Source organism: Lacticaseibacillus pantheris DSM 15945 = JCM 12539 = NBRC 106106, assembly GCF_001591865.1.
In the GTDB taxonomy this organism is placed as follows: domain Bacteria; phylum Bacillota; class Bacilli; order Lactobacillales; family Lactobacillaceae; genus Lacticaseibacillus; species Lacticaseibacillus pantheris.
Genome location: NZ_BCVS01000059.1, coordinates 1 through 15,027, shown reverse-complemented (window position 1 = coordinate 15,027; position 15,027 = coordinate 1). Strand labels below are relative to the sequence as shown.

Annotated in this window: 16 protein-coding genes; 14 read left to right on the top strand and 2 right to left on the bottom strand. The window is 54.3% G+C overall.

Going from position 1 to position 15,027, the window contains the following annotated elements:
- Positions 1 to 166: 166 nt before the first annotated feature.
- The 10 genes from LPA02S_RS11885 (at position 167) to LPA02S_RS07330 (ending at position 9,299) form a co-directional block, all read left to right on the top strand.
- Positions 167 to 289: a hypothetical protein gene (locus tag LPA02S_RS11885; protein WP_263849800.1), complete on the top strand. Its 123-nt coding sequence runs from the start codon at positions 167 to 169 to the stop codon at positions 287 to 289.
- A 309-nt stretch (positions 290 to 598) separates the two neighbouring features.
- Positions 599 to 1,744 carry an ArgE/DapE family deacylase gene (locus LPA02S_RS07370; RefSeq protein ID WP_054651566.1) on the top strand — a complete coding sequence of 382 codons (1,146 nt, stop codon included), beginning with the start codon at positions 599 to 601 and terminating at the stop codon, positions 1,742 to 1,744.
- 149 nt (positions 1,745 to 1,893) lie between these two features.
- Positions 1,894 to 2,367 carry a nucleoside 2-deoxyribosyltransferase gene (locus LPA02S_RS07365; RefSeq protein WP_054651568.1) on the top strand — a complete coding sequence of 158 codons (474 nt, stop codon included), beginning with the start codon at positions 1,894 to 1,896 and terminating at the stop codon, positions 2,365 to 2,367.
- A 242-nt stretch (positions 2,368 to 2,609) separates the two neighbouring features.
- Positions 2,610 to 3,245, top strand: a complete 636-nt coding sequence (locus LPA02S_RS07360) for a hypothetical protein (RefSeq protein WP_054651570.1) — start codon at positions 2,610 to 2,612, stop codon at positions 3,243 to 3,245.
- Between the two features lie 180 nt (positions 3,246 to 3,425).
- Positions 3,426 to 3,692: an ACT domain-containing protein gene (locus LPA02S_RS07355; protein ID WP_054651572.1), complete on the top strand. Its 267-nt coding sequence runs from the start codon at positions 3,426 to 3,428 to the stop codon at positions 3,690 to 3,692.
- A gap of 9 nt (positions 3,693 to 3,701) precedes the next feature.
- Positions 3,702 to 5,045, top strand: coding sequence for a PFL family protein (locus LPA02S_RS07350; protein WP_056956289.1), 1,344 nt, complete (start codon positions 3,702 to 3,704; stop codon positions 5,043 to 5,045).
- A gap of 166 nt (positions 5,046 to 5,211) precedes the next feature.
- Positions 5,212 to 6,285: a competence protein CoiA gene (locus tag LPA02S_RS07345; protein WP_056956288.1), complete on the top strand. Its 1,074-nt coding sequence runs from the start codon at positions 5,212 to 5,214 to the stop codon at positions 6,283 to 6,285.
- A 643-nt stretch (positions 6,286 to 6,928) separates the two neighbouring features.
- A complete protein-coding gene (gene yjbM, locus LPA02S_RS07340) occupies positions 6,929 to 7,609 on the top strand; it encodes a GTP diphosphokinase (protein ID WP_054651578.1) in 681 nt (226 codons plus the stop codon).
- A 2-nt stretch (positions 7,610 to 7,611) separates the two neighbouring features.
- Positions 7,612 to 8,409 carry an NAD kinase gene (locus LPA02S_RS07335; protein ID WP_056956287.1) on the top strand — a complete coding sequence of 266 codons (798 nt, stop codon included), beginning with the start codon at positions 7,612 to 7,614 and terminating at the stop codon, positions 8,407 to 8,409.
- On the top strand, positions 8,409 to 9,299 hold the full coding sequence (locus LPA02S_RS07330; RefSeq protein ID WP_054651580.1) for an RluA family pseudouridine synthase: 891 nt from the start codon (positions 8,409 to 8,411) through the stop codon (positions 9,297 to 9,299). Before LPA02S_RS07335 ends, LPA02S_RS07330 begins: the two co-directional genes overlap by 1 nt.
- A gap of 68 nt (positions 9,300 to 9,367) precedes the next feature.
- On the opposite strand, the gene LPA02S_RS07325 is transcribed toward LPA02S_RS07330, so the two are convergent.
- On the bottom strand, positions 9,368 to 9,742 hold the full coding sequence (locus LPA02S_RS07325; RefSeq protein ID WP_054651582.1) for a PTS glucitol/sorbitol transporter subunit IIA: 375 nt from the start codon (positions 9,740 to 9,742) through the stop codon (positions 9,368 to 9,370).
- 121 nt (positions 9,743 to 9,863) lie between these two features.
- On the opposite strand from LPA02S_RS07325, the gene LPA02S_RS07320 reads away from it, so the two are divergent.
- From LPA02S_RS07320 to LPA02S_RS07305, 4 genes are all read left to right on the top strand, one after another.
- Positions 9,864 to 10,883 carry a lactonase family protein gene (locus LPA02S_RS07320; RefSeq protein WP_056956286.1) on the top strand — a complete coding sequence of 340 codons (1,020 nt, stop codon included), beginning with the start codon at positions 9,864 to 9,866 and terminating at the stop codon, positions 10,881 to 10,883.
- Between the two features lie 67 nt (positions 10,884 to 10,950).
- Positions 10,951 to 11,772 (top strand): undecaprenyl-diphosphate phosphatase, encoded by an 822-nt coding sequence (locus LPA02S_RS07315; protein ID WP_054651584.1) that lies wholly within the window; start codon positions 10,951 to 10,953, stop codon positions 11,770 to 11,772.
- A gap of 96 nt (positions 11,773 to 11,868) precedes the next feature.
- Positions 11,869 to 12,540 (top strand): copper homeostasis protein CutC, encoded by a 672-nt coding sequence (locus LPA02S_RS07310; protein WP_054651586.1) that lies wholly within the window; start codon positions 11,869 to 11,871, stop codon positions 12,538 to 12,540.
- Positions 12,541 to 12,764: 224 nt separating this feature from the next.
- Positions 12,765 to 14,066, top strand: a complete 1,302-nt coding sequence (locus tag LPA02S_RS07305) for an ammonium transporter (protein WP_056956285.1) — start codon at positions 12,765 to 12,767, stop codon at positions 14,064 to 14,066.
- Positions 14,067 to 14,204: 138 nt separating this feature from the next.
- Here the strand turns inward: LPA02S_RS07305 and rpsN are convergent, their stop codons facing one another.
- A complete protein-coding gene (gene rpsN, locus LPA02S_RS07300) occupies positions 14,205 to 14,474 on the bottom strand; it encodes a 30S ribosomal protein S14 (protein WP_054651588.1) in 270 nt (89 codons plus the stop codon).
- Positions 14,475 to 15,027 lie beyond the last annotated feature (553 nt).

Sequence of the window (15,027 nt, the reverse complement as noted above, 5' to 3'; positions counted from 1 at the left end):
GTGGTTACCATGGAGTACCCCACGAAAGCCGCAGCTCCCCGGCCCGGCCGACGCTGCCGCCAACCACAAACATTAGAGCAGTGTTGACAAATAGTAAGGAGGGGCGTAAGATAACAACATTCGCTACCTCAAGACCATTCCGTACCACATGAATGGAGGTAATAATATGCAGTATCGTTTACAACTAGACACGAAGACGCAAGAATTTATTGCGATTGACCGGCACGACAGTCACAGGGTCGGCCGGGGTCAGACAGTTGAACAAGCTATTGCAGCCATGAAGCGGTAACGCGCAATGACTGATGATTGTCTGTTCAAGTTCAGTACCCAAAAAATAAATTTGATTGCTAAACGAATGCCGGTGTCCACCAAACAACTTGGCGGCGCACCCACGCATATAGACCAGAGGGTCAGTAGTCCCGGATGAGCATCCCGTTGTGGAAGCGCGTCCGGGACTATTTATTTGCCTTTGTGCCTTAACGGTCCCATGCATGATGATCCGATTGTTGCTCCTTTGCACTTGGACGACTATACTTAAAACAACATAAAAATTCATGTGGATGAATAATCTGCGTGTATGTCTGGGAGATAAATTAAAATGGCGGATTACCAAACGGAAGCATTAGCGTTGTTGCAGCAGATCATGGCCGTACCCACGGTGGGGACGGACGAGTCACTCGTTGCTGATATCATTGAGGATTACCTTGCACCTTTGCTTAAGGCTGGCGTCCTGACCACCAGCCGGGTCAACTTTGCACCCCATCGGGACAACCTGATTGTGCGTTACGGGGATGGTGACGCCCACCTGCTCGGCCTGACCGGTCACATGGACGTGGTGACCGCTGGCGATGAAACCCAGTGGGCTCACGCACCGTTTGCCGGGACCGTGGTTGATGGGCGGCTGTACGGACGGGGGGCAACCGACATGAAGGCTGGCCTGGCCGCAATGGTGGTGGCCCTCAAGCGGCGCGCCATGGAAGAACCCCATCCCGCGCATCCGGTGGTATTATTTGCGACCGTCGGCGAAGAGGTGGATAACTACGGTGCACGGCAGTTGGCCGCGGCCGGTTACGCGGACCACTTGGACGCGTTGCTCGTGGGCGAACCGACTGGTGCGGTCATTAAACCCGCTCAGCGCGGCATTATCGACTATACAGTAACGGCGAAGGGCAAAGCTGCGCATTCATCTCAGCCTGAATTGGGCGCAAACGCGATTGATGGACTGGTTGCGTTCCATCAGGCCGTCGGTGCCGCGGTGGCACCGCTACTCGCGCACTCCGACCCGTTGCTGGGCCACCCTACACACAGCATTACTTTGATTCAGGGTGGTGCGCAGGTGAACATTATCCCTGAAGCTGCCAGCCTGCGCGGAAACATACGGACCATTCCGGCCGCCGGTAATGAGCAGTTTAAAGCGGCGCTTGAGGCAGCCGTGCACGCGGTGGATATCCCTGGCGTCGACTTGTCGCTCAGTGTAGATTCGACTTTGGTCCCAGTGGGTACGCCTGCCGATAACGTATTGGTGCAGGCGCTACAGGCTGCCCGGACCGCAAACGGCCTGGAAGCAGCCAGCGTGACGGGCGATACCGGCATTACCGATGCTGCCCTCATGTGCCGCCCGGGCACGGCTTTGGCAATCTACGGCCCTGGTAACGATACCTCGCACCAGACGGACGAATTTGTGGAGCTGACTGACTTCAACGAGGCGTTGGCAGTTTACGGTAGCTTATTAGCAAATTGGTAAAATGTTCCACACTTGGCGGGCCGCTGTTGTGAACCATAATTCGCTTAATGTTAGCGGTTGAGTTGGGAAACATTACGGGTGGAGCTGCCCACGCCGCCCGGGATTGATGATATGCTGTTAGCATGACTTTAATAGAAGGATGAATACTAATGACAAAAACTGCTTATATTGCTTCAAGCTGGTTCAATCCAGAACAGACCGCCCACATGAATGCCGGTGTGGCTGCCATTAAGGCGAACCCAACGGTGGACATGGAGAACAGCTACCTGCCGTTGTCCCACCAGTACAAGAACCTGGACACGATGGAGCACCCAGAACTGCTCTCCGACAGTGAGTGGCAAATGGCGACCTTCAATGGTGACGTGCAGGGCATCAACAACACCGACTTGGTGATTGCGATGTACGATCCCCAGCTGAAGAACAGTGATCCCGGTGTTCTGTGGGAAGTGGGCTACGCTTACGGTATTCGCAAGCCCGTAATCCTGGTGTTGCCAGACGATAACGAGACGCCGGTGAACCTGATGCCCGCCATTGGGGTGACCGCCGTCATCAAGATGGCCGACCTGGCAAGCTATAACTTTAACTTCCCGAACTACGAAGTGTACCAGGGCAAGGCATTTTAATGTGAATTGAACGATACTAACGTTCACCGCTAATAAACAGTGGTGGACGTTTTTTAGTGGCGGGATGACGCATTCGACTATATTGGGGGGCCAAAAAAATTTCCCGGAAGTTTTCGTGCCTAGTGACTGGGACACTTATATTTGCTATAATAATTCGTCCGTGGGAAAGCGCTTGCGACCTCACTAAAACGTCATCTGCTGTTGTGAGTGGAAGTAAATTCAGTGACTTTGGGGGGACAGATATGAGCAAAAATCACGACGTTACCAATATACTGACAGTACTAATGCTTGCGCTTGTCAGCGGTTGGTGTATCCATGCTAATGCGGTTGGAGTTAACGAAGCATTCCAGTCTGCAAAATCGATTGCGAATCTTTCTGCACGGGGACCAGTCTCTGCGGAGGACATCGCGGGCACGCGCAACAAAGTTGATACTATTGGATTGTGGAATTCGACGGGGCCAGTACGCCGTCAATCTGTGCGGGCACGGGGGCAATTACTGATAGCCGAACAGAATAACCAATTGCGTGGGTTTGTCATTGATATTGTGCATTTTAATCAAGTGCCGTTATCGGCTGGACGTTATGCGGTGGCTATTCGTCAGTGGCACTACTTGGCCGTGGCCCAACAATCACGGTTACAGATGGCTATGTCACTGAATCAGCTGCACCTTCAGCAAACGGCTCTAAACAAGTTGAGAAGGTTGTTTTCTGACCAAGATTACCTGCAACGTGCACGCAGGGTGACGTTAGCGGATTGGCAAGCCGCCAAGCGCAGCATCAAGAATATTCATAGTGCAAAATTTTTGCACTTCTATAATCAAAGGTTGCCGTCTGCGCGGGCATGGATTAATACGGAGACATCCCCATCACGCAGTTAGTGAGAGGATATTCTCCTCAGCAATAACTATGTGGTCGTACTGGCGTTTGTCCTGCAAAATTCACGGCGTGTTTCCCGGATCAAGTGGAAACGCGCCGCCTTTGTCGGTTAAAAACCGCCGGCGCCCTGTGGTACAATTGTTTCAATCTAATTCTACATACACAATGAGGAGGAACAATCAATGGACGTAGTAGTAACGGTGATGGGGCAGGACCGTGTGGGTATCGTTGCCGCCGTGGCGCAGACGTTAGCCGATCACCACGTGAACATCGTGGACATGACGCAGACCATTTTGCACGGTAGTTTCACTATGATGATGGGGGCAAAGTTGCCGGCAGATGCTGACTTTGCGACCGTCAAGCAGGCGGTACAGGCCACCGGTGAGCAACTGGGTATGACTATTCAGATGCAACGGCACGAAATTTTTGACGCGATGCACGAAGTTTAGGGGGACACCATGGATAGTAAGCAAGTTACTGAAACCATCGCGATGATTCGTGAGGAGAACCTGGATATTCGGACCATCACGATGGGGATCTCACTGTTGGACTGTATTCGCGGCGACTTTGACACCACGGCCCAGGCCGTTTACGACAAGATTGTGGCGCAGGCTAAGGACCTGGTGCCCGTTGCGGATCAAATCGAAGAGGAATTTGGTCTGCCCATCGTGAACAAGCGGGTGTCCGTGACGCCCGTTGCGTTGCTGGCTGGTGGCGATACCAGCTACGACTTTGTAAAAATTGCCCAGGCCATGGATCAGGCGGCCAAAGACTTGGGGATTGACCTGATTGGTGGCTACTCTGCGCTGGTGCAAAACGGCATGACACCGGCTGACCGTGCGCTAATTGCCAGCATTCCGGACGCCCTGCACCAGACGGAGAGGGTCTGCTCCTCCGTCAACATTGGGAGCACCAAGTCGGGGATGAACATGGATGCTGTTAAGTTGATGGGCGAGATTGTGCAGCAGGTTGCGACCCCAAAGCCGCAAGACGCCATGAAACTGGTTGTGTTCTGCAACGCCGTAGAGGACAATCCGTTCATGGCCGGCGCATTCTGGGGTGTTAGCGAAGGCGACGTCGCCATCAACACTGGTGTTTCGGGTCCCGGTGTGGTGCAACGTGCTATTGCGGCCATTCAGGACGCACCCTTTGAGGAGTTGTGCGAGACGGTCAAGAAGACCGCGTTCAAAGTTTCCCGTATGGGCCAGTTTGTGGGCAAAGTGGCGGCGGAACGGCTGAACGTGCCGTTCAATATTGTTGACTTGTCCTTAGCCCCAACCCCCGCCCCGGGTGATTCCGTGGCCGAAATTTTGGAAACGATGGGGTTGTCGCACGTGGGAAGTTACGGTACCACGGCCGCGCTAGCCCTCCTGAACGACGCCGTCAAGAAGGGTGGCATCATGGCCGCCGAGCGCGTTGGGGGACTGTCCGGCGCCTTCATTCCGGTGAGTGAGGACGCGAACATGATTGCGGCGGCCTCTGCCGGGCAGATTGGCTTGGAAAAGCTGGAGGCGATGACCGCGGTGTGCTCTGTCGGACTAGACATGGTGGCGGTGCCGGGGAAGACGCCGGCTACCACCATCGCGGGGATGATTGCTGACGAGGCCGCTATCGGGATGATTAACAACAAGACGACGGCCGTCCGTGTGATTCCAGTACCCGGCAAGGACGTCGGGGACGTCGTCGAGTTTGGTGGTATCTTTGGCCGTGCGCCAATTATGGCGGTTAACGATGGCGACAGTAGCCAGTTCGTCAACCGTGGGGGGCACATTCCGGCCCCAATTCACTCGTTCAAAAACTAATGTTGTCCGGTAAGACAGCGGTGTATTGCGCTGTGGATTACCGGGATAACCAATATTGTTAATTCAAAAATGCTAGCAATCACCGTCGTTAATAGTGCGGGCTGCTAGCATTTTATTGTGGTCAAAGTAACAATAACTGCGAAATCACCTAACTGGGGGTGAGGGCATGTTTGTCGCTTTGGATGCTAGGGACGAGCGGATACAGATAGAGACGCACGAGCAGGCGGTGAGGTTACGCACCGCGGGGACGCCATACCGTTGTCCGGCGTGTCGGGAAGAATTAATCATTCGCAACGGCCGGGTATTACCCGCTCACTTTGCGCACCGCTCTGGATCGGATTGTGTTGTGGGCGAACCTGAGAGTCGGGACCACTTGTTGGGTAAGCATTTGTTAGCCGAGTGGGCCCGCGCGGCTGGCTGGCAGGTCGACTTTGAAGTGTATTTTAGTGGTATCAAGCAACGTGCCGACCTGGTCTTGCGGCGGCCTGGAACGGTGCACGCGCTGGAATTTCAGTGTGCGCCGCTCAGTGGGCAACGGTTAGCAGAGCGTACGGCGGGGTACGCACAGGTGGGCGTGACAGTCCAGTGGTTGCTGGGGCCGCGCTACTTTGCGGACCACCCGACCGCAGTGCAGGGCAAGTTTGAAACGTGGGGCCCCGAACGCGGGCGGGAACTACGGTTTGTGGATCCCCGGCGGCGGCGCATGTGGGCGTGGTGGGGGATTACGGGCACGGGGATGCAGGTGGAGGAGTTGGCACCGTACCCGAGGCCAGCGGTGTGGCGCCCCCGGGGAGTATCGTTGGCGCAGGAGGCGTCACGGGTTGTTCAGGCGCTAGCGTACAGGGATAAAGCCGCGGTGGCAGTGCAGTCGATGTGCTATGAACGCGGCGTTAACCTTGGTGGATGCCCGGTGGTGGTGCATCGGTGCCTGACTGCGGTGGCGGGGTTGACGGACAAGGAGTGGCTGGTACGCGTAAGGTGGCTGCTCAGGTTCTGGAGGGAGCGGGTATGGTCGGTGACGGCATCGAAGCAGTGGTGGTGCGATTACGTGGAGCCGGCGCGGGTGCCATTGTTGGGCCAGCGAAGTGTAGCGGAAGTGGCGGCGACGGCGTGGTTAGATGTACTGATCGGGGAAGGATACCTCGTTCGAGAGGGGAATACGCTACGGTGGATTCGTTGGCCGCGATGGTATGCGGACGTTGACCGCAAGTTAGGGGCAATTAATCGAGGGGAGTATTGATGGTGGTGGTTATAACAATCGCAGTTGCTCCAACTGATTGGTGTAACTGGTAATCCGGAATGTAGTTGTATTTTTAGCCAGACTTTGACCGTTGGCGATACTTTGTATACTCAGATTCATAGGTATGTATACAAACCAACTACTACTTAATATCTACAAGTGCATGGTCGAGTATCCGGTATGAAATGGGATACAACCGGTATGTAATGACGCTACAAAATAATGGGTGGTAGGCGGAACGGGTGGTAATCTAAACGACCAGTTTATTTAGCCATGTTGGGGGAGTAAGTGCAGAATGAGTAAGTAGGTAGTGTAGCGAGTGAATCGCGAATTAACGGGTGCCGGCAAAGTGGTGGTGGGGTGGAGGCGTCGTGTCCGTAGACGTGGTTGCTGCGACCCCGGGAGCGCCGTAGGAACGAAGTGACGTACGGCTTCAGAAACCGTGGAAGACCGGTACTGTCTGGAGCGTGCGGGTGTAGCGAGCCACGGCGGAGGGCACGTAAGCCGCAACCCCACCACCACTTTGCCGGCACCCTTAAGTGCGGGCTTCCCGCCCGTAACCACTTATGCTCTGCTTTCACCCGGCCTGCTACACTCTCTGTGTTACAATATGGTGTATTCATTTCCTAGGGAGGCAACCGGTATGGCACGTGATTGGGATAAGTTTTTAATGCCTTATGAACAGGCGGTCGCAGAGCTCAAGATTAAGTTACGGGGTATGCGGAAACAGTTTCAACAAAGCAACGCGCACACACCCATTGAGTTTGTGACGGCACGCGTGAAGACGGTTGATTCCATCGTTGAAAAACAGGCCCGCCGGCACATTAAGGACGACGTACTAGAAACCGATATGCAGGATATTGCCGGCTTTCGGATCATGTGCCAATTCGTTGAGGATATCTACACGGTCGTTGACCTCCTGCACAAGCGGACCGACATGACCATCGTGGAAGAACGCGATTACGTCACTAACGTCAAACCGTCCGGTTACCGTTCGTACCACATTATTATCGAGTACCCCGTGCAGATGGTTGACGGTGAGAAAAAGATTTTGGCTGAGGTGCAAATTCGCACCATGTCCATGAACTTTTGGGCGACGATTGAGCACTCATTGAACTACAAGTACGGCGGCGAATTCCCCGACGACATTAAGGAACGGCTGAAGCGTGCGGCGGAGGCTAGTTTCCTCTTGGATAAAGAAATGTCCGAGATTCGTGAGGAAATCCAGGAAGCCCAGCAGCTGTTTTCGTACGGCAAGGGCCAGGAACTACCATCAGCAAGGAATGACAATCTGACCAACAATTCACCACATGAGGGGGAATAGCCGTGCGCGTTTGGGTTTTTCATAATTCAGGTTCGAAGAGCATGGACGCCGCACACGCGTTGTCCAAAAAATTGCAGGCGGCCGGCTTCCAAGTGAGTCCGGCCCGGCCCGAAGTGGTAATTACCGTGGGTGGTGACGGCACGCTACTATCCGCCTTTCACCGCTATAATGCGTCGCTGGATTCCATCCGCTTTGTCGGTGTGCATACCGGGCACCTGGGTTTTTACACGGACTGGCGCGACTACGAGCTGGACGAGCTGGTTGCCGCCCTCAAAGCCGACACGGGACAACGCGTCGGTTACCCGCTGTTGGACGTCAAGGTGACCTACGCCGATGACTCAACCGGGCATTACGTCGCCCTCAACGAAGCGACCCTCAAGCGGGTGACCGGCACCATGAAGACCGACGTGCTGATTAGCGACAACTTCTTTGAAAGTTTTCGTGGCGACGGTTTGTGTATCTCCACTCCGACCGGTTCGACCGGCTACGCTAAGTCGGCCGGGGGTGCCGTGCTGCACCCCCGACTAGAGGCGCTACAAATGACGGAAATTGCGTCCATCAATAACCGGGTGTACCGGACGCTGTCCTCACCCATCATCATCGCTCCCGACGAGTGGGTGACTTTGAAACCAGTCCCGGGGATTAACTACACGATGACGGTGGACCAATTTAGTATGTCGGACCGGCCGGTGAAGGCCATTACGTACCGGATTGCGTCTGACCGAATCTACTTTGCCAAGTATAAGCACATGCACTTCTGGGACCGTGTAGAGGATGCATTTATTGGGGCCAAAAAGTAATGGATTTTAAGTGGGATTACCAAGGGCCGCGGCAAAGCCTGCAAAAGTTTCTGCGGCAAGAAGGGTTTAGCCTGACCCTGATGAGCAAAATGAAGTATCACGGTGGGATGGTATTTGTGAACCACCGCCAACGAAATACTACGTACCAAATTCGCCGCGGGGACGCGGTGTTTTTGCGTCTGCCTCCGGAGCATCCGGCCGACAGCGTGGTTGCGACACCGGGCCCGATCGACGTGGTGTTTGAAGATCGGGACCTGCTGATTGTGAACAAGCCTGCGGGCACCGCTTCGATTCCTGCAGCCAACCGCCAACCGGACTCCATGGCCAACTTTGTGAAGTACTACCTGCAGACCACCGGCGCAGAAAGTACAGCGGTGCACGTGGTCACGCGCCTGGACCGGGACACTAGCGGTCTGATGATCTTTGCCAAGCATAGCATGGCGCATTCACTGCTGGATCGGCAGTTGCATAGCCCCAGCATGCGGAAGGAGTACCTCGCGATTAGCGGTGGGGATGAACCGCTGGCCGCCCACGGGTGGATGATTATGCGCCTCGGCGTGTCCGACGAGTTCTACATGCGGAGGGCAGTCACGCCAGCAGGTAAAAAGTCGGTCACTGAATATTGGACGCTGGCTCAATCCGGTCGGTTCGCGCTGAGCCGCGTGTTGCTACACACGGGGCGTACCCACCAAATTCGGGTCCACTTTGCGGCCATCAACCGTCCGCTGGTGGGGGATGAACTGTACGGTGGGGTTGCGGGTGTCGGCCGACAAGCGCTGCACTGCGCCGCCCTGACTTTGCGGCACCCGTATACAGGGGTCACGCTGCGGTTGACGGCGCCCATGCCGGCAGATATGCGGTCCTTCGCGCAGGCACACGCATTGATGTAACGCAAAGAAGCTGTCAACACTGACCCATGACTGGGTAGGGTGTTGACAGCTTCTTTGTGTTAGCACATTTAGTCTTGCATGACGTACCGAATCGTGGTGCCAATGGTGAATGTTGGCCGCGCGGTGGGTACTAGGTATACCGCGTTGCCCAGACGGTCCTCGCTGGGAACAGGTTGGAACATCAACGTTGCGTGGCCAATCTGTTGCAGGTTGGCGTTGGTCAAGCTACCAACCTCGGACACGCGGAACTTGATGTCGTTGATAAAAATGTGGTCGCCATGATGTAGCGCCAACTGTTTTTGCTGACTGGGTTCATCGAATTGCTGAATAACCGATACGTCAGCTAATTCGGGCGTGGCGTCCTTGCCAAACAGAATTACCAGTGGGTCGGTTTGACTAATTGCGTGGGGCCCGATTGCCGTAACTGTTGCCGTTATTTCCATAGTTGTACCATCCTCACTGTCTGAAATTACTTCCATCATACCATTATTTGCAGGTTAATTTCACAATTTGGCGAATACGCTTTCTTTTTCGGGTATACTGGTAGGCAAAGGGGGAATCACCATGCAAGAAACTGTGTATCTCGGTGGGTACACCCGTAGTACCGGACAGGGTATTTACCGTGCGATACTTGATACTACCAAACAACAACTAACTACGCCCACACCGTTGGTCACAACGGTGGACGGGCCCACATACCTCGCGGTGAACGGCGATAAGATGTACGCCGTGGCTGCCGGTGATGGCACCGGTGGTGTGGCTGCGATTGACCTTGCGGGGACACCCCACGTGATTAATTCGGTGCTGTTACCAGGCACCTCACCAGCGTACGTTGCGGTTGATGCGGAACGGCGCCTCGTGTATGCGGCCAACTACCACATGGGGCGGATTGACGTCTTTGTCATTCGTGATGACGGTGGTCTGGCCTTAGCCAGCAGCAATCAGTGCACCGGCTCCGGCCCGCGACCGGAACAAGAGGAGTCACACGTGCATTATACGGACCTCACCCCGGATCGGCGGTTAGTGGTTTGTGATTTGGGTGCTGACACCGTAACCACTTACGATGTTGACGTTGCGGGGCAAATTCGTCCCGTCGCGACCTTTGCCACCGCCGCGGGCTTTGGCCCACGGCACATCGTCTTCCACCCAACTTTGCCGGTGGCGTACTTGCTCGGCGAACTCGCCAGCGAGCTGCAGGTGTTGGATTACGACGCGGCGGCCGGTACCTTTGCTGCCCGCGAGCGCCTGTCAACGTTACCACCGGATTGGCACGGTCAGAATGGTGCCGCCGCGGTACGGATTAGTCAGGACGGCCGATTCCTGTACACGAGTAATCGTGGACACAACAGTATCACTGTTTGGGCCATTGATGCGGGCGGCGACGTGACGCCGGTGCAGCATATCACTACGGCCGGTGAATTTCCGCGCGATATCAATATCGATCCTAGCGGGGACTTTGTGGTTGCAGTTAACCAGAACACCAATAACGCGACGGTATATCGCCGTGATAATACGACTGGTTTGTTGACCATTGTGCAACAGGATATTGTTGCGCCCGAAGCCGTAAACGTGACGTTTGCTTAATATTTAAATGTTGTATCCTCTGGTATACTGGAGACATTGTGTATACATAGGGAGGGTACTATTCACCATGATTGATATTTTTAAGGCCATTATCATTGGGATTGTCGAAGGGCTAACCGAATTTCTGCCGATTAGTTCGACTGGCCATATTGACCTCGTCCAATCATTGATCCACATGGGACAGTCACAGCAATTTAAGGACATGTTCAACTACGTGATTCAATTAGGGGCCATTATGGCGGTGGTCATCTTGTACTTCAACAAGCTGAACCCGCTGGCACCCAGCAAGGAACCTGCGGAAAAACGGTCCACGTGGTTGTTATGGGCCAAAGTCATTGTGGCCGTATTGCCGAGCGTTTTGATCGGTTTACCGCTGAACGACTTTATGGACGAGCACCTGCAGACGCCGCCAGTGATTGCGACGACTTTGATCCTATACGGGATTCTGTTCATCGTCATTGAGCGCTGGAATGACAAGCGTAAGCCCGTCATTAACTCTCTGGCTGATGTTTCGTTCCAGTTAGCGCTCTGCATCGGGCTTTTCCAGGCGCTGTCGATTGTTCCGGGTACTAGCCGGAGCGGTGCCACTATCCTTGGTGCCATCATCCTGGGGACTTCACGTTACGTTGCAACTGAGTTCTCGTTCTTCCTGGCCATCCCCACTATGTTCGGGGTTTCAATCCTGAAATTAGGTAAGTTCTTCATGCAGGGTAACTCGTTTACTGGGGAACAGTTTGCGGTCCTGGCAGTGGGATTCATCGTATCTTGGGTTGTGGCTTGGTTAACCATCAAGTGGTTGCTACGGTTTGTACAGGGACACGACTTCCAGGGCTTCGGTTGGTACCGAATTGCACTGGGGATTGTGGTCATTTTAGTGATGGTGTTGTAACAAACGGGCTGTTTGTATACGGCCCGTGCAGTGTATGTTGTCAAATTATCCGGAGCGGGGTTCAACGTCGTTCCGGGCAAATGAGGAGAACTGAGTATGCTGAATGAAATTGCCGTTGAAAACTTTACCCTCGTACCCGCCGCAATGCAGGCGGGTGCACAACGAATTGAATTAACCGGAAATTTGCCCTCTGGCGGTTTAACCCCAAGCAAAGGGGTGATGGCCGAAACGCTGAAGTACTGCCACGAGCACAACATGACGGTGGTGGCCATGAACCGTCCGCGCGGTGGCGATTACTACTTTAACGATATTGAGTTAAAGATGATGGAAGCCGACATGTTTGAAATGCAGGCGCTAGGAGTTGATGCGGTCATCTTTGGGGTATTAACCCGGGATAACCATATTGATGAAGATGCCATGACAAACCTGATTGCGGCCGCTGGCGGTATGGATTTGGTTTGCAACTTGGCGTTTGACTGGATTCCGCGGGCGGATCAACACGCCGCTTTGGACTGGTTGGTTGAGCATGGCTTCCGCCGGATTTTGACCCATGGTGGTTTGCTCGACACTAACGTTGTGGATAACATTCCGGTGTTGCAAGAAACAGCACAGTGGGCCGGCGACAAGATTGAGTTGCTGCCCGGTGGCGGTGTCAATGATAGTAACAAGGAGCAGGTTACCCAGGCAATGGGTGTGAACCAAGCGCACGGGACGCACCTGCTTGGCGAACTGGTACCAGCAGTACCCGTTAATGAACGGCCACTTTAATGTAAGCTAAGCTGACATTTGCCCATGAAGTTGGATGCTCGTCAAGAACAAATGTTAGTATTACTAACATAAAACGATATTTTTCGCGCTACGGTGAAGCTTGCCGTAGCGCTTTTTTATGTAGTCTGGTTGCTGTGTTCTATACCAATTGGTGCTCGCGTGAACGTGATTACGTAAATTCCGTGATAACATGCCGTTATAGATAGAACAGGGGGTGAAGACCAGTGGATGCAGCCGGAACGGCGTTCGTTTTATTAGCAAGTGTGTTGGTGTGGTTTATGACGCCAGGATTGGCCTTCTTTTACGGCGGGATGGTGTCCAAGGCTAACGTGGTCAACACCATGTTGTCCGTTTTCTACATTACGGGTATTGCCATCCTTTTGTGGGTCTTCTGCGGCTATGAGCTCTCCTTTGGTGGGGACCTCGGTGGCGTTATCGGTCGGATTCGTGGGGTGTTCCTCAATGGCGTTAATTTAGGTCATATCCTCGAAAACGGTTTGCCGACTGGCGTGTACGTCCTGTTTCAAATGATGTTTGCCATCATTACTCCGGCATTGTTCGTTGGTGCGGTGGTTGGGCGCATGCACTTTAAGTTTCTGACGTGGTTTATTGTGTGTTGGTCACTGTTGGTGTACTACCCGCTAGTGCACATGGTTTGGGGTCCGGACGGTCTATTAGGGCGACTGGGCGTGCTCGACTTTGCTGGTGGTACGGTCATCCATATTAACGCGGGCGTTACGGCGTTGGTGCTGTCTGCCTTTCTTGGTCGGCGGCGAGTAGTTCGTTCGACGCCGTACAACCGGCCGTGGGTTCTGTTGGGTACCGCCATTTTATGGATTGGGTGGTATGGATTTAATGCCGGTTCTGCCCTTGGTGTGAACCACGCCGCAATTACGGCGGCTTTGACGACTAGTGTGGCCGCCGCAAGTGCGTTGGTGGGGTGGATGGTACTCGACGTTTACCGCACGGGCAAATCGACGTTAATCGGGGTTTGCACCGGCGCACTTTGCGGCCTGGTGGGCATCACCCCCGCAGCGGGGTACGTTACGTGCGCGGGTGCGGCTGCCATTGGTTTGTTGGCCACGTTGACCAGCTACTGCTTCGTGCAGTTTGTGAAGCCGCGGCTGGGTGTTGACGATACCCTGGACGCCTTTGGTTGCCACGGAGTCAGTGGCATTGTTGGCAGTATACTGACGGGGGTCTTCGCCAGCAAAGACGTGGCGCCAACTATTGCACGCGGTGGGCTACTATATGGTGGTGGTTTGCACCTGTTGGTGATCCAAATCCTGGGCACATTGCTCACGGTGGTACTTGTGGCCGGCGTCGTGGCGATTATTACCGTACTGTTGCGTCGAATGGTGCCCATGCGTGTGGGCAGGCGTGAGGAACAAATTGGTCTGGATATTGGGGAGCATGGGGAGACGGCGGACTACACCGTCGAGCCAGTTGGAGATCCTAGCGAGGTGCTAGATTATCCCGATGAATTTACCGGCCAACTGGGTGGGTTTAAGCACTTACCGCGGTAAGCGGGGGGATTATGGTGTAGGCAAAGGAGGATGTAGCGTGTGGGAAATTGGGTGTCGGCAGCTTTGGCAACCATCCTCTGCATAAAAAATCCCCACCGCTTAACGGTGGGGACGGGACTATCATCAGGATGGTAATTGCTACCAACTCGCCTTGCGGACGCCAGGCAGTTGGCCTTCATGGGCCAGGCGGCGGAAGTTGAGGCGGGACATACCGAACCGCCGCATGTATGCGTGCGGCCGACCATCAATCAGGTCGCGGTTGTGTAGCCGGACGGGCGATGCGTCGCGTGGTAGTGCGGCAAGGGCAGCGTAATCGTGGTTACGCTTCAGCTCAGCACGCTGTGCGGCGTACTTGGCGACCGTGGCTGCTTGGCGTTGGGCCTTCATAATCTTGGATTTCTTAGCCATAATCAATTCCTTTCTGCGCAATGAGCGCTAATCATTTTTAACGTTCCATCATTCGCTTTAACAAGCATAATTATACGCTTTCTACTAACAAAAAGAAAGTACATTGGGCTAAAAATGGTTGCGGTAAAAATGTAATCTTGTTGTTACAAACGGGGACAACTTGCAAAGCAGCTGGTAACCCGCGTAGCACGGGGTTACGCGAGTTACAGCTGGGCTCTATTTGGGTTGCATTTACAACGAGCCAGTGATATAGTTTCTGCAAGGCTGATTAATCTCCGACTTTTATCAGGTGCGTGGTTGCCGGTTTGATAAAAGTTTGCGACTAAAGTCCACTAGCGTACCGTCTCGCCGTGCTGAGCACCGAGGTGGTCCGCTTTTTTTATGGTCGCGATTGGCTGGTCGTACTGGTGCGGGAGTCTAGCCGGTGGGGTGCCGTGGGGGTACTGCGACTTCGGGGACCACTCCACGGTGACTGCTGCGGTGGCTGGTCGTACTGGTGTGGTGGTTCCGGTTGAGCGGCTGGTCCCCGCGACCGGGGCTGTGAACCTCACAC